The sequence below is a fragment of the Streptomyces sp. NBC_00988 genome (assembly GCF_045162645.1).
GTDB lineage: Bacteria > Actinomycetota > Actinomycetes > Streptomycetales > Streptomycetaceae > Streptomyces.
The window spans coordinates 1,044,214-1,070,011 of record NZ_CP108730.1; the positions used below are offsets into that span (position 1 = coordinate 1,044,214).

Annotated in this window: 20 protein-coding genes and 1 pseudogene; 11 read left to right on the forward strand and 10 right to left on the reverse strand. The window is 70.1% G+C overall.

Going from position 1 to position 25,798, the window contains the following annotated elements; genetic code table 11:
* Positions 1–345 precede the first annotated feature (345 nt).
* Positions 346–1,365: a questin oxidase family protein gene (locus OG496_RS04940; protein ID WP_405969739.1), complete on the forward strand. Its 1,020-nt coding sequence runs from the start codon at positions 346–348 to the stop codon at positions 1,363–1,365.
* A 61-nt stretch (positions 1,366–1,426) separates the two neighbouring features.
* Complete coding sequence (gene hemC / locus OG496_RS04945; RefSeq protein ID WP_405969740.1) at positions 1,427–2,362, forward strand: hydroxymethylbilane synthase; 936 nt, start codon at positions 1,427–1,429, stop codon at positions 2,360–2,362.
* Positions 2,363–2,406: 44 nt separating this feature from the next.
* Here hemC and OG496_RS04950 read toward each other — a convergent pair whose 3' ends face one another.
* The 4 genes from OG496_RS04950 to OG496_RS04965 form a co-directional block, all read right to left on the reverse strand.
* The gene (locus OG496_RS04950; protein ID WP_366492449.1) at positions 2,407–2,922 is read right to left on the reverse strand and encodes a hypothetical protein; all 516 of its coding nucleotides are present in this window, start codon (positions 2,920–2,922) and stop codon (positions 2,407–2,409) included.
* A 189-nt stretch (positions 2,923–3,111) separates the two neighbouring features.
* Positions 3,112–3,972: an ABC transporter permease gene (locus tag OG496_RS04955; RefSeq protein ID WP_405969741.1), complete on the reverse strand. Its 861-nt coding sequence runs from the start codon at positions 3,970–3,972 to the stop codon at positions 3,112–3,114.
* Positions 3,932–4,822: an ABC transporter ATP-binding protein gene (locus OG496_RS04960; protein ID WP_405969742.1), complete on the reverse strand. Its 891-nt coding sequence runs from the start codon at positions 4,820–4,822 to the stop codon at positions 3,932–3,934. Before OG496_RS04960 ends, OG496_RS04955 begins: the two co-directional genes overlap by 41 nt.
* Positions 4,819–5,274 (reverse strand): MarR family winged helix-turn-helix transcriptional regulator, encoded by a 456-nt coding sequence (locus OG496_RS04965; RefSeq protein ID WP_405969743.1) that lies wholly within the window; start codon positions 5,272–5,274, stop codon positions 4,819–4,821. The genes OG496_RS04960 and OG496_RS04965 overlap by 4 nt, the downstream gene beginning before the upstream one ends.
* 142 nt (positions 5,275–5,416) lie before the next feature.
* Between OG496_RS04965 and OG496_RS04970 the strand changes: the two genes are divergently transcribed.
* Complete coding sequence (locus OG496_RS04970) at positions 5,417–6,220, forward strand: VOC family protein (protein WP_366492445.1); 804 nt, start codon at positions 5,417–5,419, stop codon at positions 6,218–6,220.
* Here OG496_RS04970 and glgX read toward each other — a convergent pair.
* The gene (gene glgX / locus OG496_RS04975; protein WP_405969744.1) at positions 6,198–8,363 is read right to left on the reverse strand and encodes a glycogen debranching protein GlgX; all 2,166 of its coding nucleotides are present in this window, start codon (positions 8,361–8,363) and stop codon (positions 6,198–6,200) included. The two genes, OG496_RS04970 and glgX, sit on opposite strands and share 23 nt — an antisense overlap.
* Complete coding sequence (locus OG496_RS04980) at positions 8,360–8,863, reverse strand: pep a2 (protein ID WP_366492443.1); 504 nt, start codon at positions 8,861–8,863, stop codon at positions 8,360–8,362. Before OG496_RS04980 ends, glgX begins: the two co-directional genes overlap by 4 nt.
* Before the next feature lie 300 nt (positions 8,864–9,163).
* Here OG496_RS04980 and OG496_RS04985 point away from each other — a divergent pair, with 300 nt between their 5' ends.
* The 6 genes from OG496_RS04985 to OG496_RS05010 all read left to right on the forward strand — a co-directional run bounded on the left by OG496_RS04985 (position 9,164) and on the right by OG496_RS05010 (position 18,901).
* Positions 9,164–9,466 (forward strand): DUF5133 domain-containing protein, encoded by a 303-nt coding sequence (locus OG496_RS04985; RefSeq protein ID WP_366492442.1) that lies wholly within the window; start codon positions 9,164–9,166, stop codon positions 9,464–9,466.
* Positions 9,467–9,539: 73 nt separating this feature from the next.
* A complete protein-coding gene (locus OG496_RS04990) occupies positions 9,540–11,531 on the forward strand; it encodes an alpha-1,4-glucan--maltose-1-phosphate maltosyltransferase (protein WP_405969745.1) in 1,992 nt (663 codons plus the stop codon).
* A complete protein-coding gene (gene treS / locus OG496_RS04995) occupies positions 11,528–13,246 on the forward strand; it encodes a maltose alpha-D-glucosyltransferase (protein ID WP_366492440.1) in 1,719 nt (572 codons plus the stop codon). Before OG496_RS04990 ends, treS begins: the two co-directional genes overlap by 4 nt.
* A gap of 28 nt (positions 13,247–13,274) precedes the next feature.
* Positions 13,275–14,642 (forward strand): maltokinase N-terminal cap-like domain-containing protein, encoded by a 1,368-nt coding sequence (locus OG496_RS05000; protein ID WP_405969746.1) that lies wholly within the window; start codon positions 13,275–13,277, stop codon positions 14,640–14,642.
* Positions 14,643–14,647: 5 nt separating this feature from the next.
* On the forward strand, positions 14,648–17,215 hold the full coding sequence (gene glgB / locus OG496_RS05005; RefSeq protein ID WP_405969747.1) for a 1,4-alpha-glucan branching enzyme: 2,568 nt from the start codon (positions 14,648–14,650) through the stop codon (positions 17,213–17,215).
* A 12-nt stretch (positions 17,216–17,227) separates the two neighbouring features.
* Positions 17,228–18,901: an ATP-binding cassette domain-containing protein gene (locus tag OG496_RS05010; RefSeq protein WP_405969748.1), complete on the forward strand. Its 1,674-nt coding sequence runs from the start codon at positions 17,228–17,230 to the stop codon at positions 18,899–18,901.
* A gap of 39 nt (positions 18,902–18,940) precedes the next feature.
* On the opposite strand, the gene OG496_RS05015 is transcribed toward OG496_RS05010, so the two are convergent.
* Positions 18,941–20,332: an aminotransferase class V-fold PLP-dependent enzyme gene (locus tag OG496_RS05015; RefSeq protein ID WP_405969749.1), complete on the reverse strand. Its 1,392-nt coding sequence runs from the start codon at positions 20,330–20,332 to the stop codon at positions 18,941–18,943.
* Between the two features lie 167 nt (positions 20,333–20,499).
* Here OG496_RS05015 and OG496_RS05020 point away from each other — a divergent pair, with 167 nt between their 5' ends.
* Positions 20,500–22,404: an AMP-dependent synthetase/ligase gene (locus OG496_RS05020; protein ID WP_405969750.1), complete on the forward strand. Its 1,905-nt coding sequence runs from the start codon at positions 20,500–20,502 to the stop codon at positions 22,402–22,404.
* Positions 22,405–22,540: 136 nt separating this feature from the next.
* On the opposite strand, the pseudogene OG496_RS05025 reads toward OG496_RS05020, so the two are convergent.
* From OG496_RS05025 to OG496_RS05035, 3 genes and pseudogenes are all read right to left on the reverse strand, one after another.
* Positions 22,541–22,630, reverse strand: a pseudogene (locus OG496_RS05025) (IS5/IS1182 family transposase); the annotation flags it as partial.
* A 265-nt stretch (positions 22,631–22,895) separates the two neighbouring features.
* Positions 22,896–23,195 (reverse strand): hypothetical protein, encoded by a 300-nt coding sequence (locus tag OG496_RS05030; protein ID WP_197349732.1) that lies wholly within the window; start codon positions 23,193–23,195, stop codon positions 22,896–22,898.
* Positions 23,196–23,337: 142 nt separating this feature from the next.
* On the reverse strand, positions 23,338–24,162 hold the full coding sequence (locus OG496_RS05035) for a methyltransferase domain-containing protein (protein ID WP_405969751.1): 825 nt from the start codon (positions 24,160–24,162) through the stop codon (positions 23,338–23,340).
* A 248-nt stretch (positions 24,163–24,410) separates the two neighbouring features.
* Here OG496_RS05035 and OG496_RS05040 point away from each other — a divergent pair, with 248 nt between their 5' ends.
* Positions 24,411–25,787 (forward strand): NAD(P)/FAD-dependent oxidoreductase, encoded by a 1,377-nt coding sequence (locus tag OG496_RS05040; RefSeq protein WP_366492434.1) that lies wholly within the window; start codon positions 24,411–24,413, stop codon positions 25,785–25,787.
* The last annotated feature ends 11 nt before the right edge of the window (positions 25,788–25,798 follow it).

Sequence of the window (25,798 nt, forward strand, 5' to 3'; positions counted from 1 at the left end):
GGGCGGTGATGTGCGGCTCCGCCGCCCGGGTGGGGCGGGAGGGTGGATGGGCCGTCGTTCCGGTGCCGCACCGTCGTGGCTGGTCGCGCAGTTCCCCGTGCCCCTTCACGTCAGGGCGTTGCCGAGGCTCGGCCGGCTTCACCCAGGCCGCCTGGGTCCGCGGGCGTCTGCCGCGCCTGCGTAGCTGGTCGCGCCCACGCGGCGGAGCCGCATATCGACACAGCCCGCGCCCCTTCGGGGGCGCCGCCCGAACCGCTTGGGTCCTCAGGCCTAGGACCGGAGGTGGGCGTCTCTTCCTCCTCCGGTCCGTTCTGCGGACGCAGCTCCGCGCCTAGCGTGCTGGGCATGGATACGAGCGGAACGCTGGAAGAGGCTTTCGAACGACTGCACTCCACCGGACCCGAGCGCGAGGGCTGGCTCAGCAACCACGCCCCGATGGTCGCCGAGGCGCTCGCCGCGCACGGGCAGGCGGGGGCCGTCCACCGCTGGCTCGACCTCTACCGGGACAAGCTGGAGGACTTCCCCGAACCGGTGGCTCCCGTCACGGACGCCAACTGGCCTGCCGCGCTGGGCGATTCACGCCGGGCCGCCGACTGGATCGGCTACTTCTCCCGGGCTCTCGCCGAGCGACCCTGGCAGGTCGTGCTCGCCGTGTGGTGGCCGCGGCTGCTGCCCGGGATCGCCGCGGGCGCCACCCATCCGGTCATCCGCGTCGGGCATGCCGTACGGGCCCTCGGCCTCGACGAGAACGAGCCCCGCCGTACCGAACTCGCGCACGGGCTTGGTTATTGGGCGGCCCGGCACCAACCCGTGTCGGGGATCGCGGAGTTGCCCGCCGGTCCCACCGCCGCCGGTGCCCTCGACGCCGTGCCGCCGATCGCGGGAGGGGTGGTCGGCTTCCGGGCGCGGCTGGACGCCGTACGTCAACTGCCCGTCTGGGCGGGCGAGGTGAGCGATCCGGACGTGGCGCGGGAGCGGCTCACCGAGTTGGTGCGCGCGGCCACGCATCGTTACGCGACCCACGGTCACGGCGAGCCGACCATGCTGGTGCACGCGGCGACGGCGCCCAACGCCGTACTGCGCGCCCTGGACGCGCTCCCCCGCGACCTGTGGGCACCGAGCCTGCACGCGGCGTGGACGGCGTCCGCTGCCGTCACCGCGATGTACGCCCCGCGGGAGGCGATGGACTACGTTCCGCCCTCGCGGCTTTCGGCCGAAGAGGTGATGGAGCGAGCCCTGGAACATGGGGACGAGCACGTGATCAAGTTGACGGACACGGCCCTGGATGTCGGGGACGAGCGGGCTCTCGCCGCCGCACTGCGGGCCGTGGAGATCAGTGAGCCCCTTGTGCGAGGCCGGGCCTGAACCTGTTGCCAGGTGCACCCATCGGTCAACACGGGCATGCCGGACGGTCTATCGTGTCCGCATGTCCGTGCCCGAACTGATCCGTATCGTCTCCCGCGACTCGCCCATGGCGCTGGCCCAAGTGGAGCGTGTGCGCGCCGAGTTGGCCGTCCTTCATCCGCAGGTGCGCACCGAGGTCGTGCCGGTCAAGACGACCGGTGACAAGTGGATGGGCGATCTGGCCCTGGTCGAGGGCAAGGGGGCGTTCACCAAGGAGGTGGACGCCGCGCTGCTCGCCGGGGTGGCAGATCTCGCGGTGCACTGTGTGAAGGACGTGCCCGCCGACCGTCCGCTGCCGGCCGGTACGACGTTCGCCGCGTTCCTGAAGCGGGACGACATCCGTGACGCCCTGGTCCACCCGGGCGGGCTGACCCTCGACGAGCTGCCGCCCGGGACGCGCATCGGCACCTCGTCGGTCCGACGGGTCGCCCAACTCGCGGCTACGCACCCGGAGTTGCAGTGCGTGCCGTTCCGCGGCAACGTCAACCGGCGGCTGGAGAAGCTCGCGGCGGGTGAGGCCGACGCGCTGCTGGTCGCGATGTCCGGCCTGGACCGTATCGACCGGCGTGACGTGATCAGCGAGGTGCTGTCCCCCGAGGTGATGATGCCGCCGATCGGCGCGGGCATCCTGGCCCTGCAGTGCCGTGAGGGCGACACCGACGTCATCGACACGGTGAGCGGGCTCGGTCACCCGGAGACGCATCGGGAGGCGACCGCGGAGCGTATGTTCCTGCACGTCCTCCAGGGGCACTGCAACAGCCCGATCTCCGGGTATGCGCAGGTGGACCGGAGCGGTGAACTGTCGCTGCGCGCCTGTGTGTTCACGCCGGACGGCAAGACCCGGCTCAACGCCCACGAGTGGGCGGGCCGCCTCGACCCGGCGACGCTGGGCACATCGGTGGCCGTGGCGCTGCTGCGGCAGGGTGCCCGGGAGATCATCGACGGCATCCCGCACTGACCCGGGAGTCTCAGGAGGTGCCGGGCCACGCCTGGTCCGGAGGCTCAGGGGGTGCCGGGTTCCGCCTGGTCGCGGAGGAACTTGCTCACCTGGTGCGCCAGGCCGTCCCGCCCCACCCCGGCGGCGACGGCCGCCTCGCACAGACCGATGCCGCCGGCCCACAGGCGCCGTTCGGTCCACTCCTCCTCCACCCGCAGCTGGACCTGGACGTCCACCTGCTTCAGGGAGGCCTCGGGACCGGCGGCGTAGACGACGGCGGTGGCGCGGCGCAGCGGATAGACGTCGAAGCCCTCGATGAACTGCGAGCTGCGCCAGTCGATGAAGGCGCTCTCGCCGTCCGGGCCGACCCTGACGTCGATCTGGCCGTCCTCCAGGTGGATGCCGTAGTGCCGCGCGCCGCGGTTCTCGACGGTGACACGGAGCGTGAAGTAGGTCAGCCCTTCGGCCGCGTCGTCACGTCCGCGTGGCGGCTCGGCGGCGGCCAGGCTGTGGACGCGGACACGCAGACCGGCATGTTCGTCGTACTCGTGCCAGTCCCCGACCACGTTCGGCTCGTACACAGTGCACCCTCTCGCCCTCAGAGAGCTGCTTCCTATCTGTGTGCTCAGCGCACTGTCAAATGAGCAGAATGCGCTGTGGCCAGCGTTTTCGCCCGCTTGATCACTGATCAAGCCGTGCGCAGCAAGAATCCGCTTTCCGGCCATCGAATCCTGGTCGGGAGCGTGCCGCACATCACGTCCCGTCCAAGATCAGCGGGCGAGCCGTCCGAGCAGCGAGGAGGCGGCCGCGATGCCCAGTGCGGCGGCCATCAGCAGGACGGCGAAGTCGGTGCCCACATGGGCCGGGGTGCCGAGCAGCAGCCCGCGCAGCGCGTCCACTTCGTAGCTCAGCGGGTTCACCTTGCTCACCGCCTGCAGCCACCCCGGCATGATCGCCACCGGGTAGAGGGCGTTGGACCCGAAGAACAGCGGCATGGTGATCGCCTGGCCGAAACCCATCAGCCGGTCCCTGCTGAGCACGATGCCGGCGATGGTCATCGACAGACAGGAGAAGAAGGCCGAGCCGAGGATCACGATCGCCCCGACGCCGATCAGCTTCAGCGGGTTCCAGGTCAGCGCGACCCCGAGGAGCGCGGCGATGACGACCACGACGACGGCCTGGATCAGTGACTTCACACCGGCCGCGAAGGCCTTGCCGGTGATCAGTGCCGAGCGCGGGGTGGGGGTGACGAGGAGCTTGTTGAGGATGCCCGCGTCCCGTTCCCAGATGATCTGGATGCCGTAGAAGATGGCGATGAACATCGCGGACTGGGCGATGATGCCCGGGGCGAGGTAGTCGATGTAGGGGATGCCGCCGGTGGGGATCGCCTTGATGCGGGTGAAGGTCTGGCCGAAGATCAGCAGCCACAGGGCGGGTTGGACGGCGCGGGTGTACAACTCGGTGCGGTCGTGGCGGAGTTTCTGGAGTTCGACCGCGCACATCGCGATGACGCGGGCGGGCAACAGGCGCCAGCCTGCCCGGGGTTGGGGCGGGGTGAGCAGCAGGTTCAGGTCGTTCTCAAGGGCCGGGTCAGCCGACGCGGTTCGCGGTGCGGCGGGTGCTTCGGACATCGCGGAAACCTCCTGACTGGTCTTCGAGACCGCTGCCGGCTATGTCCCGGAAGACGTCCTCAAGGGTGGGCAGCGGATCGGTGGCGGGCGCTCCGTCGGCGCGCCGGCGTTCGCCGAGGCCCTCGCGGAGCTGGTCCGGGGTGCCCAGGGCGCGGATGCGGCCGCGGTGCATGAGGCCGACGCGGTCGCAGTACTGGTCGGCCTCGTCCATGTAGTGGGTGGTGACCAGGACGGTCATGCCGGTGGCCGCGCGCACGGCGTTGATGTGCTCCCACACGCTGGTGCGGGCGATCGGGTCGAGGCCGATCGTGGGCTCGTCGAGGATGAGCAGGCGGGGCGCGCTGACCAGGGCCTGCGCGAGTTCGAGGCGGCGGACCATGCCGCCGGAGTAGGTGTTGGCGAGCCGGTCGGCGGCATCGGTGAGGTCGACCGCGCGCAGCGCCTGGGCGACGCGCGCGGCGCGTTCCTTGCGCGGGACGTCGAAGACGCGGGCGAAGAGAGCGACGTTCTCGCGTCCGGTGAGCCCGCTGTCGGCGGACAGCTGCTGCGGGACGTAGCCGAGCATGCGGCGCACCGGCATCTGTTCCTTGGCCGTGTCGTGGCCGAAGACGTGGACCATGCCCGCCGGGACCGGCAGGAGGGTGGTGATACAGCGGATCGCCGTGGTCTTTCCGGCGCCGTTGGGGCCGAGCAGTCCGAAGACCTCCCCCTCCCCCACGGACAGGTCGAGCCCGTCCACCGCGGTCGTCTCGCCGAAGGAATAGGTGAGCCGGGTACAGCTGACGGCCGCGGGCCGCCCGGTGGCGATGTCAGTGGCGGTGTCGGTGGCAGCGTCGATGGACGGCGTCATGACTCCTCGGCCTCCTCGTGCAGGTTGACGGCCAGTTGGCGCAGGGCCGGGATCGCCGCGCGCAGCGCGTCCCGGTCCGACTGGTCGAGACGGTCCACCTGGCCCCGTACGAGCGCCGCGCGCCGCGCGTGCCAGTCGCTGAGGCGCGTCTTGGCCGCCTCGGTGAGCTGGAGGCGGGCGGCCCGCCGGTCGGCGGGGTCCGTCTCACGGATCATGAAGCCGTCCCGGACGAGCTGGTTGACGAGCGTCGACACCGAGTTGCTCGCGAGGAACAGCTCCTTGGCCGCGTCCGAGATGCCGATACCGGGCCGGACCTCGACCAGCCGCAGCAGCTCCACCTCGGCGCCGCGCAGTCGCGGCAGGGTCATCTCGCTGCGCAGTCGCCTGCGGATCAGCCGCTGGACACCGACGAGCGCGTCGGCCAGCTCTTCCGGGAATTTCTCCGTCTCCACACTCGGAGATTACCTCTTTAGCAGAGGTAACTAACCCAAAGGGATGGTCAAGACACCCGCTCGGCAGGCCGTCGGACCGGTTCCGGTTGGACACTGGTGGAGACCGGTGGCCGCCGGTCCACGAGATCGGAACGCGACTGCCATGAACCACGACAGGAATCCGTACCCCGGTGAGCTGGACGCCGTCTCCACCCGTTCGGTGTTCGGCGCCCCCTGCTGGGTGAGTCTCACGAGCCGCGATGTGGAGAGCACGGAGGCCTTCTACGAGGCCGTCTTCGGCTGGAAATGGCGCTCCGCCAGTCTCGGCGACCGGTTCCGGATCGCCACGGCGAACGACATCCCGGTGGCCGGTCTGGCCGCGGTCGCCTCCATGTGGCAGGTCGCGGTGGCGTGGACGCCGTACTTCGCCGTGCCCGACGCGGACGTGGCCGCGGCCCGGGTCCGGGAGCGCGGCGGCACGGTCGCCGTGGGACCGCTCTCCTTCCCGCCCGGCCGCGCGGCCCTGCTCGGCGACCGGGACGGCGCGACCTTCGGCATCTGGGAGGGCGACCTCGTCCGCGGCTGGGAGACATGGCGCCGCTCGGCCCCAGCCTTCGTCCGGCTGCGCACCCGCGACGCCTTCGACGCGGCGATCTTCTACGGCGAGGTCCTCGACTGGGCCTCGGCGGACCCGCAGAGCTGTGACGTGCGGTACGAGGGCGGCGAGGTCGTCCTGCGCAGCGGCGGGAACGTCGTGGCCCGCATCGAGTCGGGCGCCCTGGAGGCGGCCCCCGACCCGACGGTCCGCCCCAACTGGCAGGTCCACTTCGCGGTCTCGGACATCAGGTCCTGCGCCCGGCTCACCGAGGCGCACGGCGGCAGCGTCCTGCGCGAGAACACCACCGAGGCCGTCCTGCGCGACCCCGACGGCGCCCGCTTCACGGTCACCTCCCGCGACGCCCCCTGACCCTGCCCTCCTCCCGGGCGGGCCGCGACAACAGCACGAGACCGCGCGCCTCTACGGCCATCTCGGTGCCGGCCTTGTGTTCCGTCTCGTCCGGGGCGCCCTGCGGCTCGGCGGTGTCGATCAGGGTCGTCCAGCGCTCGCCGTAGGCGACGTCGGGCAGGCGAAAGTCGACGGGCTCCCAGTAGCTGTTCAGCAGGAGCAGGAACGAGTCGTCGACGACGGGCCCGCCGTGCGGGTCGCGTTCGGCGATGGCGTCGCCGTTGAGGAACACGCCCACACAGTGCGCGTCGGAGCGCTGCCAGTCCAGGTCGGCCATCTCGCGCGCGTCGGGCAGCAGCCACACCAGGTCGGGCAGCGGCTGACCCGCGTGCACGGCGGTCTCACCGCGGAAGAACCGGCGACGTCTCAGCACCGGATGCGCGGCTCGCAGCCCGATGACGTACCGCGTGAAGTCGGCGAGTTCACGCTGTTCGTCGCTCAACTCCCAGTCGATCCAGGAGACTTCGTTGTCCTGACAGTAGGCGTTGTTGTTGCCGCCCTGGGTACGGCCCAGTTCGTCGCCGTGGCTCAGCATCGGGATGCCCTGCGAAAGGAGCAGCGTGGCAAGGAAGTTGCGCTGCTGCCGCGCGCGCAGCTCCAGCACGGCGGGGTCGTCGGTGTCCCCCTCCGCCCCGCAGTTCCAGGACCGGTTGGTGCTCTCACCGTCCCGATTCCCTTCCCCGTTGGCCTCGTTGCGCTTGTCGTTGTACGAGACGAGGTCGCGCAGGGTGAACCCGTCGTGCGCGGTGACGAAGTTGACGCTGGCGCGCGGACGGCGCCGGCTGTGCTGGTACAGGTCGGACGAGCCGGTGAGCCGGGACGCGAACTCGCCGAGCGTGTGCTCGCCGCCCCGCCAGAAGTCCCGTACGGCGTCCCGGTACTTGCCGTTCCACTCCGACCACAGCGGCGGGAAGTTGCCCACCTGGTAGCCGCCCTCGCCCACGTCCCACGGCTCGGCGATCAGCTTGACTCGGCTGATCACCGGGTCCTGCTGGATCAGGTCGAAGAACGCCGACAGCCGGTCCACCTCGTGGAACTGCCGGGCCAGCGTGGCCGCGAGGTCGAAGCGGAAGCCGTCGACATGCATCTCGGTGACCCAGTAGCGCAGCGAGTCCATGATCAGCTGAAGGACGTACGGGTGCCGCATCAGCAGGCTGTTCCCAGTACCCGTCGTGTCGTAGTAGTGGCCCCAGTCGCCGTCCACCAGACGGTAGTAGGAGGCGTTGTCGATGCCCCGGAAGGAGAGGGTGGGGCCCTTCTCGTTGCCCTCGGCGGTGTGGTTGTAGACGACGTCGAGGATGACTTCGAGCCCGGCGGCGTGCAGCGCCTTCACCATGGACTTGAACTCGGTCACCTGGCGCCCGCGTTCGCGGTGGGCGGCGTAGGCGTTGTGCGGGGCGAAGAAGCCGATGGTGTTGTAGCCCCAGTAGTTGGACAGGCCCCGGTCCTGGAGCACGCCGTCCTGCACGAACTGGTGCACCGGCATCAACTCGACGGCGGTCACCCCGAGTTGGACGAGATGCTCGACGACGGCCGGATGGGCGAGTCCCGCGTACGTCCCCCGGAGTTCCTCGGGGACCTCCGGGTGGGTGCGGGTCAGCCCCTTCACATGGGCTTCGTAGATCACGGTGTCGGCGTACGAGCGCCGGGGCGGGCGGTCGTCGCCCCAGTCGAAGGCCGGGTCGGTGACCACGCCGAGCATGCCGTGCCCGGCACTGTCGCCGGGGGCGGGTCCGGCCGAACGCTCGTACAGCGAGGGGTCGTTGTCGATCTGGCCGTCCACCGCCCGGGCGTAGGGATCGAGGAGCAGTTTCGCCGGATTGCAACGGTGGCCGAGGGCCGGAGCCCACGGACCGTGCACCCGGTAGCCGTAGCGCTGCCCCGGTCCGACGCCCGGCAGATAGCAGTGCCACACGAAGCCGTCGGCCTCGGTGAGCCGAACGTCCCGGTGTCGGCCGTCGTCGCCGACGAGGACGAGGTCGACGCGTTCGGCGACCTCGCTGAACAGGGCGAAGTTGGTGCCCGTCCCGTCGTACGCGGCCCCCAAGGGAAAGGGGTGCCCGTTCCAGACGGGCACCCCTTTCCGGGACGGGCGCGCGGTCACTTGGCGTCCTCCAGGACGCCGTGCGTCGGGCGGGCCGGCAGGGCGGCCGGTACCTCGCGCGGGAGTTGGAGCATCTCCCGCAGGCGCGGCGCGGGCGTCCTCGGGACGCGCGGGACGCGTTCGCCGCTGCGGGCGCGCTGCGAGAACCAGATGACCTTGCTCCCGGTGTCGGTGGCGCAGCAGCCCCAGCCGTCGCTCATCGCGGCGATCCGGGCGAGGCAGGCGCGCAGGTCCTGGTCCGGGCGCAGATCGCGGTCGTTGTCGCCGATGGCGGTGATCAGGTGCTGGCCGTTCCACCACAGCTCTATGGACGTCTGCTTGTCCGTGGCGTGCTCGTCGATGGCCCGCAGCAGCAGCTCGGCGCCACGGCAGACGGGCTCCACGAGGATCTCCAGGTCCCACAGCCGGAGGTGGGCGGCAAGAATGCGCCTGACCTGCCCGACCCGTTCCTGACTGACGTCCACATCGAGGTGGTAGTAGCACGGCACTGCGGTCTTCATCTTCGTTGGCTCCTCACCGGCGGAACTCTCGCTCCGCCTCTGCCCCCTGCGGGGCCCGGCCCCGAACACGAAGCGTGAGCACTTATCGCTTCTGAGTCAGCTCCAGAGTGCGAGCGATAGGCCATTCGTGCAACACGAGCGACGAGTGAGGTAGTTGAAGAACCAACAAGACGCTGGGTCATCACCTGTGCACCATGAGTGAAAGCCTCGACTGCCGTGACGGAGCCATGCCGCTCCGGGTACGGCCGCCACCCGACGGTCGGGAACCGCAGTCCGCCGAGGCGAAAGGTGAACAGCGCCATGCTGCTACCCGCCAAAGCCGAAGTCGCCCGCCAACTGCGGCGCTATCGGGCGTGGGAACGCGTGATGCTCGCATCGCCGGGCGACCGGACGGTACGGGCCACCTTCGAGGACTCGGGCTACACCTTGTGCGTGCTGATGGGGAAACGCTGCGCGCGCGAGGCCGCGGAAGCCGCCGAACGCTTTCTGCGCGGCAGCCAGGGCACGTACCAGCAGGAGCAGAACGCCCGCCCCCGTACGGCGGCCGTCGTGCACCGCGGACCGCCCGTCGCGGTCGACCAGCGTTCCCCGGCGGGAAGGTAGTCCCCCTTCCGGCGCAGCTCGCACCCACGGCCGGGCGAACAGCCCGGCCTCCGGCACGGCGGAGGTGAGACCCATGAACGCGACCCCGGCAGCCATCGGCCGCATTCCGGTACGTGACGTACGCCCGTCCGTGGACAGCGGCGCCCGCCCGGCGAAGGCGGTGATCGGCGAGACGTTCCAGGTCACCGCCACCGTCTTCCGCGAGGGCCACGACACGATCGGCGCCAACGTCGTGCTCCACGACCCGGACGGCCGCCCGGGTCCATGGACCCCGATGCGCGAACTCTCCCCCGGCAGCGACCGCTGGGGCGCGGAGGTCACCCCGGACGCGACGGGCCGTTGGTCCTACGTCGTGGAGGCCTGGGGCGACCCCATCGCCACCTGGCGCCGGACCGCCCGCATCAAGATCCCGGCCGGCATCGACATCGGCCTGATGCTGGAGGAGGGCGCGGAGCTGTACGCCCGAGCCGCCACAGAGGCGCCCGAGGGCCCGGCCCGCGCCACGATGCTGGCCGCCGCGGAGACGCTGCGCGACGACACGCTGCCGGTGGGGACGCGGTTCGTGGCCGCGTTGACGCCGGGTGTGGACGGGGTGCTGGAGCGGTATCCGTTGCGGGAGTTGGTGACGGTTTCCGAGCCCCGGTCCCTGGTGGTCGAGCGGGAACGGGCTCTCTACGGCGCCTGGTACGAGTTCTTCCCGCGCTCCGAGGGCACGGTCGAGATCCCCCACGGCACCTTCCGTACGGCCGCACGGCGACTCGACGGCATCGCGGCGATGGGCTTCGACGTCGTGTACCTGCCGCCGATCCACCCCATCGGGAGCACCTTCCGCAAGGGCCCCAACAACACCCTGTCCGCGGGGCGCGAGGACGTCGGAGTCCCCTGGGCGATCGGCTCACCGGAGGGCGGGCACGACGCGATCCACCCGCAGCTGGGCACCCTGGAGGACTTCGACGCGTTCGTCGCCCGGGCCGCCGAACTGGGCATGGAGATCGCGCTCGACTTCGCCCTCCAGTGCTCCCCCGACCACCCCTGGGTGGAGAAGCACCCCGAGTGGTTCCACCACCGCCCCGACGGCACGATCGCGTACGCGGAGAACCCGCCGAAGAAGTACCAGGACATCTACCCGATCGCCTTCGACCGGGACATGGACGGCCTGATCACGGAGACGGTGCGGGTACTACGTCACTGGATGGACCACGGCGTGCGGATCTTCCGCGTCGACAACCCGCACACCAAGCCGGTGGTGTTCTGGGAACGGGTGATCGCGGAGATCAACGGCACCGACCCGGACATCATCTTCCTGGCCGAGGCCTTCACGCGCCCGGCGATGATGGCCACCCTGGCGCAGGTCGGTTTCCAGCAGTCGTACACCTACTTCACCTGGCGCAACACGAAGGACGAACTCACCGATTATCTGAGCGAGTTGTCGGGTGAGGCGGCGGCGTACATGCGGCCGAACCTGTTCGTGAACACCCCGGACATCCTGCACGAGTTCCTCCAGGACGGCGGCCGCCCGGCCTTCGAACTGCGCGCGGTACTGGCCGCCACTCTGTCCCCGACATGGGGTGTCTACAGTGGTTACGAACTATGCGAGAACGCCGTTCTCCGGCCGGGGAGCGAGGAGTATCTCGACTCGGAGAAGTACCAACTCCGCCCGCGTGACTGGGAGTCCGCCGAGCGGGAAGGACGTAGCATCGCGCCATTGCTGGGCGAGCTCAACGACATCCGGCGCCGTCACCCCTCGCTGCACCAGCTCAGGAATCTCCGCTTCCACCGGACGGACAACGACGCGCTGATCGCGTACAGCAAGACCACGGGTGTGGACACGGTTCTGGTGGTCGTCAACCTGGATCCGCGCCATACCCAGGAGGCCACGGTCTCGTTGGACATGCCGCAACTCGGCCTGGAACCAAACGAATCCATGTCGGTGTACGACGAACTGACGGGTGAGTCCTACCAGTGGGGCAGGACCAACTATGTGCGTCTCGAACCCGGCCGGGCTCCCGCGCACGTGTTGCACGTCCGGCGGTCCACACAGAGCGGAGGGTCAAGAGCTTCATGACTGTCAACGAACCGGTCCACGACACCTTCGAGGACACTCCCGCCAAGGACCGGGACCCCGAGTGGTTCAAACGCGCCGTCTTCTACGAGGTCCTGGTCCGCTCCTTCCAGGACAGCAACGGCGACGGCGTCGGTGACCTCAAGGGCATCACCGCCAAACTCGACTACCTCCAGTGGCTCGGCGTCGACTGCCTCTGGCTACCGCCCTTCTTCAAATCCCCGCTCCGGGACGGCGGTTACGACGTCTCGGACTACACCGCCGTACTCCCCGAATTCGGCGACCTCGCCGACTTCGTGGAGTTCGTCGACTCCGCCCACCAGCGGGGCATGCGCGTCATCATCGACTTCGTCATGAACCACACCAGCGACCAGCACCCGTGGTTCCAGGAGTCGAGGAAAGACCCCGACGGCCCGTACGGCGACTACTACATGTGGGCCGACGACGACAAGCAGTACCCCGACGCCCGCATCATCTTCGTCGACACCGAAGCCTCCAACTGGACCTTCGACCCGGTCCGCAAGCAGTACTTCTGGCACCGCTTCTTCTCCCACCAGCCGGACCTCAACTACGAGAACCCGGCCGTGCAGGAAGAGATCCTGGCCGCCCTCCGCTTCTGGCTCGACCTCGGCATCGACGGCTTCCGCCTCGATGCCGTCCCCTATCTCTATGCGGCCGAGGGCACCAACTGCGAGAACCTGCCCGCCAGTCACGACTTCCTGAAGCGCGTCCGCCGCGAGATCGACGCGATGTACCCGGACACCGTGCTGCTGGCGGAGGCGAACCAGTGGCCTGAGGACGTCGTCGACTACTTCGGCGACTTCCAGAGCGGCGGGGACGAGTGCCACATGGCGTTCCACTTCCCGGTCATGCCGCGGATCTTCATGGCGGTCCGCCGTGAGTCCCGCTACCCCGTCTCGGAGATCCTGGCCAAGACCCCGGCGATCCCGTCCAGCTGCCAGTGGGGCATCTTCCTGCGCAACCACGACGAGCTGACCCTGGAGATGGTCACCGACGAGGAACGCGACTACATGTGGGCGGAGTACGCGAAGGACCCGCGCATGCGCGCCAACATCGGCATCCGCAGGCGCCTCGCGACACTGCTGGACAACGACCGCAACCAGATCGAACTCTTCACGGCCCTCCTGCTCTCGCTCCCCGGCTCGCCGATCCTCTACTACGGCGACGAGATCGGCATGGGCGACAACATCTGGCTCGGCGACCGCGACGCCGTGCGCACGCCGATGCAGTGGACACCCGACCGGAACGCGGGTTTCTCCTCCTGCGATCCGGGGCGGCTCTTCCTGCCAGCCATCATGGACCCGGTCTACGGCTATCAAGTCACCAACGTCGAGGCGTCGATGTCGTCGCCCTCCTCGCTGCTGCACTGGACGCGCCGCATGATCGAGATCCGTAAGCAGAACCCGGCGTTCGGCCTCGGCTCGTACACGGAGCTCCAGTCGTCGAACCCGGCGGTGATCGCGTTCCTGCGCGAGTACGAGGACGACCTCGTCCTGTGTGTGCACAACTTCTCCCGGTTCGCGCAGCCGACCATGCTCGATCTGCGGGAGTTCGACGGCCGGCATCCCGTGGAGCTGATCGGCGGGGTACGGTTCCCGGCCATCGGTGAACTGCCGTATCTGCTGACGCTCGCGGGGCACGGCTTCTACTGGTTCCGGCTCCCGCGAGCCGCTTCCCGCATCGGCCGACGACTTTGAGGATGTGCCGGCGAAAGGACGCGTCACCATGCCGAAGACCGCACCGCTTCGACTGAGCAGCCCCGGCGTCGACAGGCCTCCGGCCACGCTCGCCGGACTGCTGCGCGAATGGCTGCCCGGGCAGCGCTGGTTCGCCGGCAAGGACCGGCCGGTGGCCGACCTCGACGTGCTGTCCACGACCGAACTCTTCCCGGGCTGCCTGCACTTGCTGGTCCACGCCTCGCATACTCCGGTGCCCTCGCCGGGCGGCACTCCCCCGCCCGGCGACTGCTACCAACTCCTGCTCGGTGTACGGGAACACGTCTCCCCGCGCCTCGCCCGGGCGTACATCGGGCGTGTGCAGGAAGGCCCGTTGGCAGGGCTCGCGGTCTACGACGCGCTACAGGATCCGCGGTCGGCGGAGCTGTTGCTGGAGCGGTTGAGGCACCCAGGTACGACGGGTCCCCTGCACTTCGAGGCGGACCCGTCGGTGTCCGTGCCCGCCGAACTCACGCCTCGGCTGCTGGGTGCCGAGCAGTCCAACTCCTCGCTGGTGTACGGCGATCGGTTCATCCTGAAGGTGTTCCGGCGTATCCAGCCCGGCGTCAATCCGGACCTGGAGCTGCCGGAGGCGCTGGCGGCGCAGGGCTGCAGGCGGGTCCCCGCGCCCGTGGCGTGGTTCCGGACGGCGGAGCCGCGGGCCGCGACGCTCGGTGTGCTCCAGCCGTTCCTGCCGGACGCCTCCGACGGCTGGGCGCTCGCGCTGCGCGCACTCGCCGACGGTGACGAATTCACCACCGAGGCCCACGAGTTGGGGCAGGCCACCGCCGATGTCCACCTCGCGCTGGCCGCGGCCTTTCCGTCAGGCGGCCATCCCCTCGCCGAGAACGACCGTACGGCGGCGACGATGACCGAGCGTCTGGAGGCGGCCGCGCACTCCGTGCCCGCGCTGCGGCCGTTCGTGCCGGGGCTGCGGACCGCGTTCGGCGCGCTCGTCGGCCGTGATGCCGGGCCGCCCGCCCAGCGCATCCATGGCGATCTGCATCTCGGGCAGGTGCTGCGGGCCGGCCGCGACTGGTTCGTCATCGACTTCGAGGGCGAGCCGTCCAAGCCGCTGGCGGAACGGCGCAGCGCGCAGTCCCCGGTGCGGGACATCGCCGGCATGCTGCGCTCCTTCGACTACGCGGCCCGGCAACGCCGGCCCTGGCGCCCGGAGTGGGCGCGCCGCTGCCGCGAGGCCTACTGCGCGGGCTACGCGGCCCGGGCCGGCTGGGACCCCCGCACCAAGCACGCCCTGCTGCGCGCGTACGAGACGGACCGCGCCGTGTATGAAGTGCTGTACGAGGCCAGACACCGTCCGGACTGGCTTCCCGTACCCATGGCGGCGATCGAGCGTCTCGCCGTCCGAGGAGGCTGAACTCCGTGGCCCTGCGCGACACTTCACCTCAGGAGGCGGGCGGTCCGCCCACGACCGGCGGCCCGGAGACGGACGAACCGACCGGGCCCGCCGCGCCGGACGCCTGCAGCCCGGCCGTACCCAGCTTGCCAGAGACGGGCGATCGGACCGTGACCGAGGCACCGGAGATGAACAGCTCGCCCACAACCGCCGGCCCGGAAACGGGCGAACCGAGCGGGCCTGCCGCACCGGACGCCTCCAGCCCGGCCGTACCCGGCCCACCGGAGACCGCCGACCGGACCGTGACCGAAGCGCCTGGTACGAGCGGCTCGCCCACGGCCGCCCGCCGAGCGCACGAGGGCCCGCCCGCCACCGCCTCCCCGCCCGCAGCCGCCTCGCCCTCGCCCCTTCCGGTCCCCCTGGGCGCGGGCGGTCCCACGGCAGCCTCCCCACTGGACCCCGCCGACCGCGACCGCCTCCTCTCCGGCGCCCACCACGACCCGCACGCGCTGCTCGGCGCGCATCCGGTGCCGGGCGGGATCGCCTTCCGGGCGCTGCGTCCGTACGCCCGTGCCGTGAGCGTCCTGATCGACGGGACGCGCAGCCCGCTCACCTCGGAGGGCGGCGGTCTCTTCTCCGGCGTGCTCCCGCTCAACCAACTCCCCCCGGCGTACACGCTGCTGGTGTCGTACGCGGAGGACGACGAGCACGAGGTCCACGACCCGTACGGCTTCCTGCCCGCCCTCGGTGAACTCGACCTGCACCTCATCAAGGAGGGGCGGCACGAGGAGCTGTGGAAGGCGCTCGGCGCGGAGCCGATGACGCACGGCGGAGTGGCCGGTACCCGTTTCACCGTGTGGGCGCCGAACGCCCAAGGGGTGCGTGTCGCCGGGGAGTTCAGCTCCTGGGACGGTACGGCCTTCCCGATGCGGTCGCTCGGTTCGTCGGGTGTGTGGGAGCTGTTCCTGCCGGGTGTGGGCGAGGACGCCCGCTACAAGTTTGAGATCACCTCCCGGAGCGGCGAGCGCTTCCTCAAGGCCGACCCGATGGCCCGCCGGACGGAGGTACCGCCCGCCACGGCGTCCATCGTGACGGCCTCGCACTACGAGTGGGGCGATGAGGACTGGCTCGCCCGCCGGACGGAAACTCCGGTCCACGAGGCGCCCTTCTCCGTCTACGAAGTTCATCTCGCCTCCTGGCGTCAGGGCTTGACGTACCGTCAGCTCGCCGTCGAACTCCCCGCCTATGTGAACGAACTGGGCTTCACCCACGTCGAGTTCATGCCGGTGGCCGAGCACCCCTTCGGCGGTTCCTGGGGCTACCAGGTCACGGGTTTCTACGCGCCGACCTCCCGCATGGGCACGCCGGACGACTTCAAGTTCCTGGTCGACGCGTTCCACCAGGCCGGTATCGGCGTGATCATGGACTGGGTTCCGGCGCACTTCCCCAAGGACGACTGGGCGTTGGCCCGGTTCGACGGGGAGCCGCTGTACGAGCCCGGGGACGAGCGGCGGGCCGAGCATCCGGACTGGGGGACGTACGAGTTCGACCTCGGGCGCACCGAGGTGCGCAACTTCCTTGTGTCCAACGCCGTCTACTGGTGCCAGGAGTTCCACATCGACGGTCTTCGTGTGGACGCGGTCGCCTCGATGCTCTACCTCGACTACTCACGCGACTCGGGCCAGTGGACCCCGAACGTCCATGGCGGGCGCGAGGACCTGGACGCGATGGCCTTCCTCCAGGAGATGAACGCGACCGTGTACCGCAGGGTGCCCGGTGTCGTGACGATCGCCGAGGAGTCCACCGCCTGGGACGGGGTGACCCGGCCGACCGACACCGGCGGTCTTGGCTTCGGGTTCAAGTGGAACATGGGCTGGATGCACGACTCGCTCGACTACATGTCGCACGAGCCCGTCCACCGCAAGTTCCACCACAACGAGATGACGTTCTCCATGGTGTATGCCTACAGCGAGAACTACGTCCTCCCGATCTCGCACGACGAAGTCGTCCACGGCAAGCGGTCGTTGGTGTCCAAGATGCCGGGCGACTGGTGGCAGCAACGCGCCGATCACCGTGCGTATCTGGGATTCATGTGGGCCCACCCCGGCAAGCAACTCCTCTTCATGGGCCAGGAGTTCGCCCAGGGCTCGGAGTGGTCCGAATCCCACGGCCCCGACTGGTGGCTTCTGGACCCGGCCTACGATGCCGCGCCCGATCACCGGGGCGTCCAGGACCTCGTCCGGGACCTCAACACGGTCTACCGCGCGACCCCCGCCCTCTGGCAGCGCGACACCGACCCCGGCGGCTTCCGATGGGTGATGGGCGACGCGGCCGAGGACAACGTCTTCGCGTTCCTGAGGTTCGACGCGGAGGGCTCCCCGCTCCTCGCCGTCAGCAACTTCTCCCCCGTCGTGCGCCATGACTACCGTCTCGATGTCTCCGACGAGATCCCGGCCTGGCGGGAGACCCTCAACACGGACTCCGCGCTCTACGGCGGCAGCGACGTCAGGAACCCCGACCCGGTCAAACCCGAGGACGGCCATATCCGGCTCACGCTCCCGCCCCTCGCGACGGTGTGGCTGACACCGGGGTGACATCCTGCTCCCATGCCGACGCCGATCCACTCCGACACCATCCAAGTAACCGGCCTGCACCTGGAGTTGCGGAACGTCTCGCAGGAAGTGCAGGGCGCCGGGCGCGTGTTGGACGACGTGACGTTCGAGGTCGAGGCCGGGCACCTCATGGTCATCGCGGGGAGCAGCGGCGCGGGCAAGACGGTGCTGCTGGGGACCCTCGCGGGACTCCAGGCCCCGGCCTCGGGGGACGTACTGCACGACGGCGCCCAACCGGGGCCGCCCGGGCCGGAGTTCGGATACGTTCCGCAGGAGGACGTGATCCACCGCGAGCTGCCGTTGCGGCGCACGCTGGAGTACGCGGGACGGCTGCGGATGCCGGGCGGGACGGTGTCGGCGCGGGTGACGGAGGTGCTCGACGTCCTCGGTCTTGCCCAGCGCGCCGACACACCGGTGCGGGCGTTGAGCGGCGGGGAGCGCAAACGGGCCTGTATCGCCGCCGAGTTGCTGACCCGGCCCCGGGTGCTGTTCCTCGACGAGCCCACGTCCGGGCTCGATCCGGTCACCGGCGCCGCGCTGTTGGCGACCTTGCGCGGTCTGGCCGAGTCCGGGACCACCGTCGTCCTCACCACCCACGTGCTGGCCGATCTGCCGCGATGCGATCAGGTCGTGTTCCTGTCGCCGGGCGGGGCGGTCGCGTTCGTGGGGGCGCCGGACGCGCTGCTCGGAGCGTTCGGGGCGGAGACGGCGGAGGACGTGTACGCGGCGGTGGCGGACGGGAAGAGGGCCGAGCGGGCCGCCCCGGCGCCGCGCGCGGAGCGGGTCCCGGCGCCTGTCGCGCACCGTCCGCCGCGCGTCGGTGCCGTACGCCAGTGGGCGCTGCTGACCCGTCGTACGACGGCGTTGTTGGTGCACAACCGGCTGTCGGTCGCCGTGTTCGTGGGTTCGCCGGTGATGATCGTGGCGATGTTCGCGGTGTTGTTCCGGGCGGGTGCGTTCGATGCGGCGGCGCCCGATCCGGGGTCCACGGCGATGATCATGTTCTGGATCGCGTTCGGGGCGTTCTTCTTCGGGCTGACGTACGGACTGCTGCAGATCTGCACGGAGTTGGCGGTGCTGCGCCGTGAGTGGCTGGCCGGGGTGCGCATCGGGCCGTACGTCGCCTCGAAGCTGACCACCGTGCTGCCGGTGCTGGCCGGGGCGGACGCGCTGCTGCTGGCGGTGCTGCGCGCGCTGGACCGGTTGCCGGCGGCGGGCTGGGACACGTACGCCTCGCTGTTCCTCACCAGTGTGCTGGCCTCGGCCGCCGCGCTCGCCCTCGGGCTGCTCACCTCGGCGGCGGTCACGGACCCGGGTCAGGCGACCTTGATGCTGCCGCTGCTCTGCTTCCCCCAGGTGCTGTTCTCGGGGGCGTTCGTCCCGGTGCCGAGAATGGCGTCGGCCGGGCAGGCGATCAGCTGGGCGATGACCAACCGCTGGGCGTTCGAGGCACTGGGCGGCGCGATCGGCCTGGAGAGCCTGTGGCGCGACGGCAACTCCCCTGCGGGACCACCGCTGTTGCGCTCGTACGGCGACTCGTTCGCGCATCCGGCCGGGCGCGGCTGGCTGATCCTCGCGGGCTTCGCCGTGCTGTTCCTGGCGGCGACGTGGGCGGTGCTGGTGCGCAAGTGCCGTCAGGGGGTGGCTGCGGCGCGCTCCGGGCGATGAGCAGCCCCCGCTCAGACCGTGAGGCCCCCGAGTGATCGCTCAACAGCCCGCCCGATCCGCGAGACCCGCCACCGTCGGCACCCGGTCCCGGTACGTGTTCGCGACGAAGTCCAGAAACGTTTCCACGTCCCTGGGCTGTGAGGAGACGCCCACCGAGACCCGTACCGCGCCGGCGGACGGCAGCCCCAGTACGTCCAGGTAGTCCTCCAGGGAGCCCAGTGGCTTGCGGGCAGCCGAGCGCAGGCTGCGCAACGGGAGAGCGAACGCGGCTTCTCCGGCGCCCGGGTTGCAGAAGCAGCCGTAGCGGAGGGAGATGCGGTGGTCGGCGCTGTCCTGGGAGACGACGCGTTCGTCGATCACCCGGCCGGCCGCGTCGAGGAGGTTGAGGGCGACGGTGCCGCCGCGGGCGGGGCCGGTGTCGGTGGGGCCGTAGACGCGTGTCATCGGGGAGCCGTCGCTGTGGCGTAACTCGGCGACGCCTGCGAGGAGTTGGCCGGTCAGGCGGGTCACGTGGTCGTGGACGCGGTCCATGCCGATGGTGTCGATCCACTCCAGGCCGGCCGTGATGTCGGGTATGGAGAGGAAGTTGACGGTGCCGTCCTCGAAGGCGGCTTCGCCGTCGGCGAGGACGTGCCACTGTGCCTGGGCGCTCGCGGCGTAGATGGTGCCGCCGGAGAACCAGGGGCGGCGCAGCCGGGCGAGGGCCTCGCGGCGGACGACGAGGCTGCCTATGCCGGTGGGGTAGCCGAACACCTTGTACCAGCTGACCACGGTGAAGTCCGGGTGGTGGCGGGACAGGTCGAGGGGGTTGGTCGGCACGAACGCCGCGGCGTCCAACAGGACGTCGTAGCCCTGTTCCTGGGCCGTGGCGATCCAGTCCAGGGAGTGCCGTACGCCGGTGAAGTTGCTCTGTGCCGGGTAGGCGAGGAGTCCGCGTCCGCGGCGGCGTCTGCGGGCCGACAGCGCGGTGTGCAGTCGCTCCTCGTCGATCGCCAACTCCTGGCCGTGGACCGGGACATACTCCGTTTTCGCGCCGCCTGCTCGCGCGTACTCCCGTAACCCGTTCACGGAGTTGTGGTTGTCGAGGAGCATCACGAGCCGGCTGCCGGGCGCGAACGGGTACGACTCGCCGATCAGGCGGAGCGCGGCCGTCGCGTTCGCGGTGAACACCACCGTGTACTCGGCCGGGTCCGCGTGGAAGTGCCGGAGCACCGCGGCGCGGGCCCGGGCGAGCAGGTCGCCCGAGGCGCGGGAGGCGGGGCTCTCCGAGTGGGGGTTGCCGAAGACGCTTCCGGTGATGCGCTCGGCGCTGGCCCGGACCAGGGAGGTCGGGGCGAGTCCGGCACCCGTGTAGTCGAGATAGGTGTGTCCTTCGGCGTCCAGGTAACCGAAGTCGTGCGCCCTCAACTTGCCGAGATCCACCGCGTTCACGTCCTCGTACCCCCCGCTTTGTCAGGTCGGTCCCACTCAACCATCAAACTCGGCAAAGGCACTTCCCGGTTCCCCTCACCAAACGCTCACACCTGGGCTACATTCGAGCACCGTCGATAACAGTAATGATCGGCAGAGTCACGCCCCGTACAACCCAGGAGCAGCGCATGCGCGACTTCGCCGTCGCTCCACCCCCCACCTCCACTTTCAACGGCGGCCTCGCCGACAGCATCTTCGAGACCGCGGTCCTGAATCCCACCCTCCCCCTGATCGCACGCAAGCCCGACCCCTCTTCCACGGAGTGGGAGGAGGTGACGGCCGTTGAGCTGCGGGACGAAGTCGTCGATCTGGCAAAGGGGTTGATCGCCTCCGGGATATCGCCGGGCAGCCGGGTCGCGATCATGGCCCGTACCCTTTACGAGTGGACGGTGCTCAGCCACGCCCTGTGGGCGGTCGGCGCCGAGGTCGTGCCGGTGCATCCGACGTCCTCGCGGGAACAGGTCGAGTGGATCCTGCGGGACGCCAACTGTGTGGCCGTGGTCGTGGAGGACGAGCAGGGCATCATGACCGTCGGCACGGTGTGTGCCGCGCTGCCGCTGCTGCGGCACGTCTGGCAGCTGGACTCCGGGGCGCTGGCCCAGCTCGTGGAGCGGGGCACGTACATCCCGCAGACCACGGTGGACTCGCTGCGCCGGATCGTGATGCCGGACTCGACCGCGGTCATCGCCTACACCTCGGGCACCTCGGGCCGCCCCATGGGCTGCGCGCTGAGCCACCGCAGTCTGGCCAGCCCCTGCGACACGCTGCTCGCGGGCTGGTCGCACACGGCGGCCCCGCCGGGGGAACAGCCGGCCGTGCTGGCCTTCCTGCCGTTCTCGCACGTGTACGGGCTGATGATCCAGGGGCTGTGCATGCGCGGCGGCTGGCTGATGGCGCACGAGCCGGAGATGACCGAGGCAGCGCTGGTGTCGGCGCTGCGCACCTTCCGGCCCACGTACCTGTACGCCGTGCCGTCGATCTTCGAGAAGATCTACAAGAACTTTCTCCGTACGGCCCAACAGATCGGCCGGGGCGCCCTGTTCGAGCGTGCCGCCGCGACCGCGCGGGAGTTCGCCGCGGCCGAGGAGAGACAAAGACTCGGCCGGGGTTCGGGTCCCAGCTTCGACCTGCGGCTCCAACACGCCCTGTTCGAGCGGACCGTGTACCGCAAACTGCGCGCCGGGCTGGGTGGCCGGGTGGTCCGCGCGACGTCGGGCGGTTCTCCCCTGAACCGTGAACTGTCCTTGTTCTACTCGGGTATCGGCATCTTCGTGCACGACGGCTACGGCCTCACGGAGACCGCCGGCGGGATCACGATGCAGCCGCTGGGCCGGGAGAAGATCGGCACGGTGGGGCAGGCGCTGCCGGGCACGGAGATCCGGGTCGCGGAGGACGGGGAGATCCTCGTGCACGGCCCTTCGTTGTTCCAGGGCTACATCAACGACGAGCGGGCGACCCGGGCCGCGATGCACACGGGCTGGCTGGCCACCGGGGACATCGGGCGGCTGGACACCGAGGGGTATCTGACGATCACCGGCCGCAAGAAGGACATCATCATCACCAGCAGCGGCAAGAGCGTCGCGCCGGCCGCGCTGGAGAACCGGCTGCGCATGCATCCGCTGATCCATCAAGCGGTGGTCGTGGGCGACGACCGTCCCTGTGTGGGGGCGCTGCTCACCCTGGACCCGGAGTTCGTGGCGCACTGGCGGGCCGGTCTCGCGCTGCAGAGCGACGCGCGGGGCCGCGAGGCGCGGGAGGAGAACGCGCTGCGGGAGGAGATCACACGGGCCGTCGCGGCCGCCAACAGCCCTGTGGGGCGCGCCGAGTCGATCCGGGTGTTCCGGGTGCTCCCGCATCCGTTCGACGTCGCGGGCGGGCTGCTGACGCCGTCGATGAAGCTGCGCAGGGACGCGATCGTACGGCACTACGCGTTCGAGATCGACGCGATGTACCAGGCACGCGCACGTGCCCCGCAGCAGTCGGCGGAGGAACAGCTCGCGGGCTGGGACGACGCGGACGACGTGTTCCGCTAGATCGTGTTGCCGAAGGTCTGGACCCAGTGGAGTGTGGCGGCGAGGCACTGACCGGAGTGGTGGTCGCGGGCGGTCTTGTCCGAGAGCGGGTCGGGCGGCATGGTCGTGTCCGCGACCTGGCCACCGGTCAGACGAACGCCAGCGCCCGCCCCTTGCCGTCGGCGACCAGGTGCGTCCTGGACGTCAACCCGCCACGGGAGCGGCCGATCGCGTGATCAGCGGGTTCATCTCCGAACTTCTTGTAGTTCGACCGTGCCCCCTGTGTCCCTGGGCAGGGTCGCGCCGTGCTGGTGAACGTGCGCCCGGACCCCGACCTTCGACCAGCGGTCGAAGGTCGTGTGGATCGTGTTCCGGTTCCCGAACCGCTCGGGCAGACCACGTCACGCGACCCAAGCACAAGGCTGCGCCCAACGACTTCGAGGACCCTCTGGCAACACGCTCCGAGGCTGACCGGGACTCGTTGCCCGCACGCGCCACGAAGCGTCTACTGGTCAGACGGGATCGGTGAACGAGATCGGCTTGCCGGTGGCGTGGGCATATGCGATCTCCCTGCTCGTGGACTCGCCGACATACCCGCCGGGGTTGACGACCAGAACCCGGTCGGCCAGGTCGATCTTGCGCAGGTGGAGGGCGTCCAGCGCGGTCTTCTGCTCGTTGGTGATCAACTCGTCCGCTTCGCCTGGCGCGACGACGATGACACCTGCGAAGGTCAGATCACGGTTCGCCGCACGCATCTCGTCCACGAACCGGGTAGAGCCGCAGATGCAGACGATCTCAGGTCGGTCTGGCACGGCTCAGCCCTTCGGTCGAACGGGAAACCGTCAGTGTGCACGTTGACATCACAGACAGGCACACGGGCCAACACCCCCGGCTCACCAGATTCCTTCACCAACACGGCCTAGGTCACCGGCCAGGGGGCGTTCCGGACGGTGGTCACTCCGGCCGGTGGGCGACGACCGCGAACATCGTCACGGACATGTGCAGCGCGCCCCGCTCGGCGGCCTCGGAGAGGTCCTCGTAGGCGCGGTCGCGCTGGGCCTCGGTCAGGGCGCCGCGGCGCACTGCGGACTCGCCGAGCATGCGGATCAGAGGCCAGGCCACCGAACGGTGGTCCTGGAGGAGCGCCTGCGAGCCGCGGTCGTCGACGACGAGTCCGGCGGCGCTGAGCTGGCCGACGAGCCGGCGGCCGGAGTAGGGGTTGGCCGCGCCGATGAGGGCGCCGGAGGTGAACGCGGCGGTGACCTCGGGGTCGCCCGGGTGCAGGATCGTGGTCGCCCAGTCGGTGTCGAGCAGGGCCACGCGTCCGCCGGGGCGCAGCACGCGGGCCATCTCGGCGACGGCCTTGTCGGGTTCCGCGAGGTGCTGGAGCACCCGTTCGCACCAGACGACGTCCACGGAGGCGTCGGGCACGGGCAGGGACAGCGCGTCGCCGTCCGTGAAGCGGGCCGGGTTACCGGCCGACGCGGCGCGTTCCTCGGCGACCGCGCGCAGCCCGGGGTTGGGTTCGACGCCGAGCGCCGACCCGTTCGGGCCGACGGCCGCGGCGAGTTCACGGGTGGTCGAGCCGGTGCCGGCCCCGATGTCGAGGGCACGTTCCCCGCTGCCCGGGGCGAGGGCCTCATGAGCCCATGCGCGCAGTCGTCGTACGCCTGGATTGGCTTCCTGGATGTCGAGCGCGGCCACCAGGCGCGTCACGTTGCCGGCGTCGATGTTCTGGGTGCGGAAGCCTGACCCCGGATCGGGCTGAGTGTGCGACATGGCGTGCACTCTACGGTCCGAAGTGATCGTCCACAGGCGGGTCAAAGGTCATTCAGGTACGGCATTTGTTCATGTGTCCGCGGCGTACAGCGGGCGTCGGCGGGGCATGCTGGTGCCCACGCGTTCGTCTGCCTGCCGCGCTCAGCTGGCGGAACGGCTCCCGGCACGGTGGGATCGATGTGGTGCGAGGCAGCGATCCAGGGGCAGGCGTACGGCGTCGAGGCAGACCGCCTGGAGCCGCAGAAGGGATGAACACCGTGACACGACCGAGGATCCTGGTGGTTGGCGCAGGCTTCGCAGGAGTGGAGTGCGTTCGCCGCCTGGAGAGGAAACTGACCCCGGAGGAAGCCGACGTCACGCTGGTGACGCCGTTCTCCTACCAGCTCTATCTGCCCCTGCTGCCCCAGGTCGCCTCCGGCGTCCTGACCCCGCAGTCGATCGCCGTCTCGCTGCGCCGCAGCAAGAAGTACCGCACCCGGATCATCCCGGGCGGTGCGATCGGTGTGGACATCAAGGCCAAGGTCTGTGTGATCCGCACGATCAACGACGAGATCGTGAACGAGCCCTACGACTACATCGTGCTCTCCCCCGGCAGTATCACCCGCACCTTCGACATCCCCGGGCTGACCGATCACGCCTTCGGGATGAAGACCCTCGCGGAGGCCGCCTACATCCGCGACCACGTCATCACCCAGCTCGACCTCGCGGACGCGAGCGACGACCCGGCGGAGAAGGCGTCGCGGCTCCAGTTCGTGGTCGTGGGCGGTGGTTACGCCGGCACCGAGACGGCCGCCTGTCTGCAGAAGCTGACGCACGCGGCGGTCAAGCGCTATCCGCGGATCGACCCGGGTCTGATCAAGTGGCATCTCATCGACATCGCGCCGAAGCTGATGCCCGAGCTGGGCGACAAGCTCGGCAAGAGCGCGCAGGAGATCCTGACCCGGCGCGGTATCGACATCTCCCTGGGCGTCTCCATCGCGAAGGCGGGCCCGGAGGAGGTCACCTTCACCGACGGCCGGGTGGTGCCCACCCGCACGCTGATCTGGACGGCCGGTGTGGTCGCCAGCCCGCTGATCGCCACGCTGGGCGCGGAGACGGTGCGGGGTCGGCTCGCGGTCACCGCCGACATGAACCTGCCCGGACACGACGGCGTGTTCGCGCTCGGTGACGCCGGCGCGGTGCCGGACGAGGCCAAGGGCGGGGACGGCGCGATCTGCCCGCCGACCGCGCAGCACGCCATGCGGCAGGGCAAGGTGGTCGCCGAGAACGTGATCGCGACACTGCGCAACCAGCCCCTGAAGCCGTACGTCCACAAGGACCTCGGGCTCGTCGTGGACCTCGGCGGCAAGGACGCGGTGTCCAAGCCGCTGGGCATCGAACTGCGCGGTTTTCCCGCCCAGGTCGTGGCCCGCGGCTACCACTGGTCGGCGCTGCGCACGAACGTCGCCAAGGTCCGGGTCGCGACGAACTGGACGCTCAACGCGCTGGCCGGCGACGACTTCGTGCGCACCGGCTTCCAGGCCCGCAAACCGGCCACGCTGAAGGACTTCGAGTACACCGACTCGTATCTGTCGCCGGAGCAGGTACGGGACCGCATCGAAGGGGCCGGGACCCAGGAGCCGTAGCATCGGTGGTA

What these genes read in the sequence shown, in the direction of transcription:
- OG496_RS04980 (WP_366492443.1), bottom strand. Translation starts at nt 8,863, where the DNA reads ATGAAGACCGCAGTGCCGTGCTACTACCACCTCGATGTGGACGTCAGT.
- OG496_RS04985 (WP_366492442.1), top strand. Translation starts at nt 9,164, where the DNA reads ATGCTGCTACCCGCCAAAGCCGAAGTCGCCCGCCAACTGCGGCGCTAT.
- OG496_RS05020 (WP_405969750.1), top strand. Translation starts at nt 20,500, where the DNA reads ATGCGCGACTTCGCCGTCGCTCCACCCCCCACCTCCACTTTCAACGGC.
- OG496_RS04960 (WP_405969742.1), bottom strand. Translation starts at nt 4,822, where the DNA reads ATGACGCCGTCCATCGACGCTGCCACCGACACCGCCACTGACATCGCC.
- OG496_RS04990 (WP_405969745.1), top strand. Translation starts at nt 9,540, where the DNA reads ATGAACGCGACCCCGGCAGCCATCGGCCGCATTCCGGTACGTGACGTA.
- OG496_RS05000 (WP_405969746.1), top strand. Translation starts at nt 13,275, where the DNA reads ATGCCGAAGACCGCACCGCTTCGACTGAGCAGCCCCGGCGTCGACAGG.
- OG496_RS04940 (WP_405969739.1), top strand. Translation starts at nt 346, where the DNA reads ATGGATACGAGCGGAACGCTGGAAGAGGCTTTCGAACGACTGCACTCC.
- hemC (WP_405969740.1), top strand. Translation starts at nt 1,427, where the DNA reads ATGTCCGTGCCCGAACTGATCCGTATCGTCTCCCGCGACTCGCCCATG.
- OG496_RS04955 (WP_405969741.1), bottom strand. Translation starts at nt 3,972, where the DNA reads ATGTCCGAAGCACCCGCCGCACCGCGAACCGCGTCGGCTGACCCGGCC.
- OG496_RS05010 (WP_405969748.1), top strand. Translation starts at nt 17,228, where the DNA reads ATGCCGACGCCGATCCACTCCGACACCATCCAAGTAACCGGCCTGCAC.
- OG496_RS04970 (WP_366492445.1), top strand. Translation starts at nt 5,417, where the DNA reads ATGAACCACGACAGGAATCCGTACCCCGGTGAGCTGGACGCCGTCTCC.
- OG496_RS05035 (WP_405969751.1), bottom strand. Translation starts at nt 24,162, where the DNA reads ATGTCGCACACTCAGCCCGATCCGGGGTCAGGCTTCCGCACCCAGAAC.
- treS (WP_366492440.1), top strand. Translation starts at nt 11,528, where the DNA reads ATGACTGTCAACGAACCGGTCCACGACACCTTCGAGGACACTCCCGCC.
- OG496_RS05040 (WP_366492434.1), top strand. Translation starts at nt 24,411, where the DNA reads ATGAACACCGTGACACGACCGAGGATCCTGGTGGTTGGCGCAGGCTTC.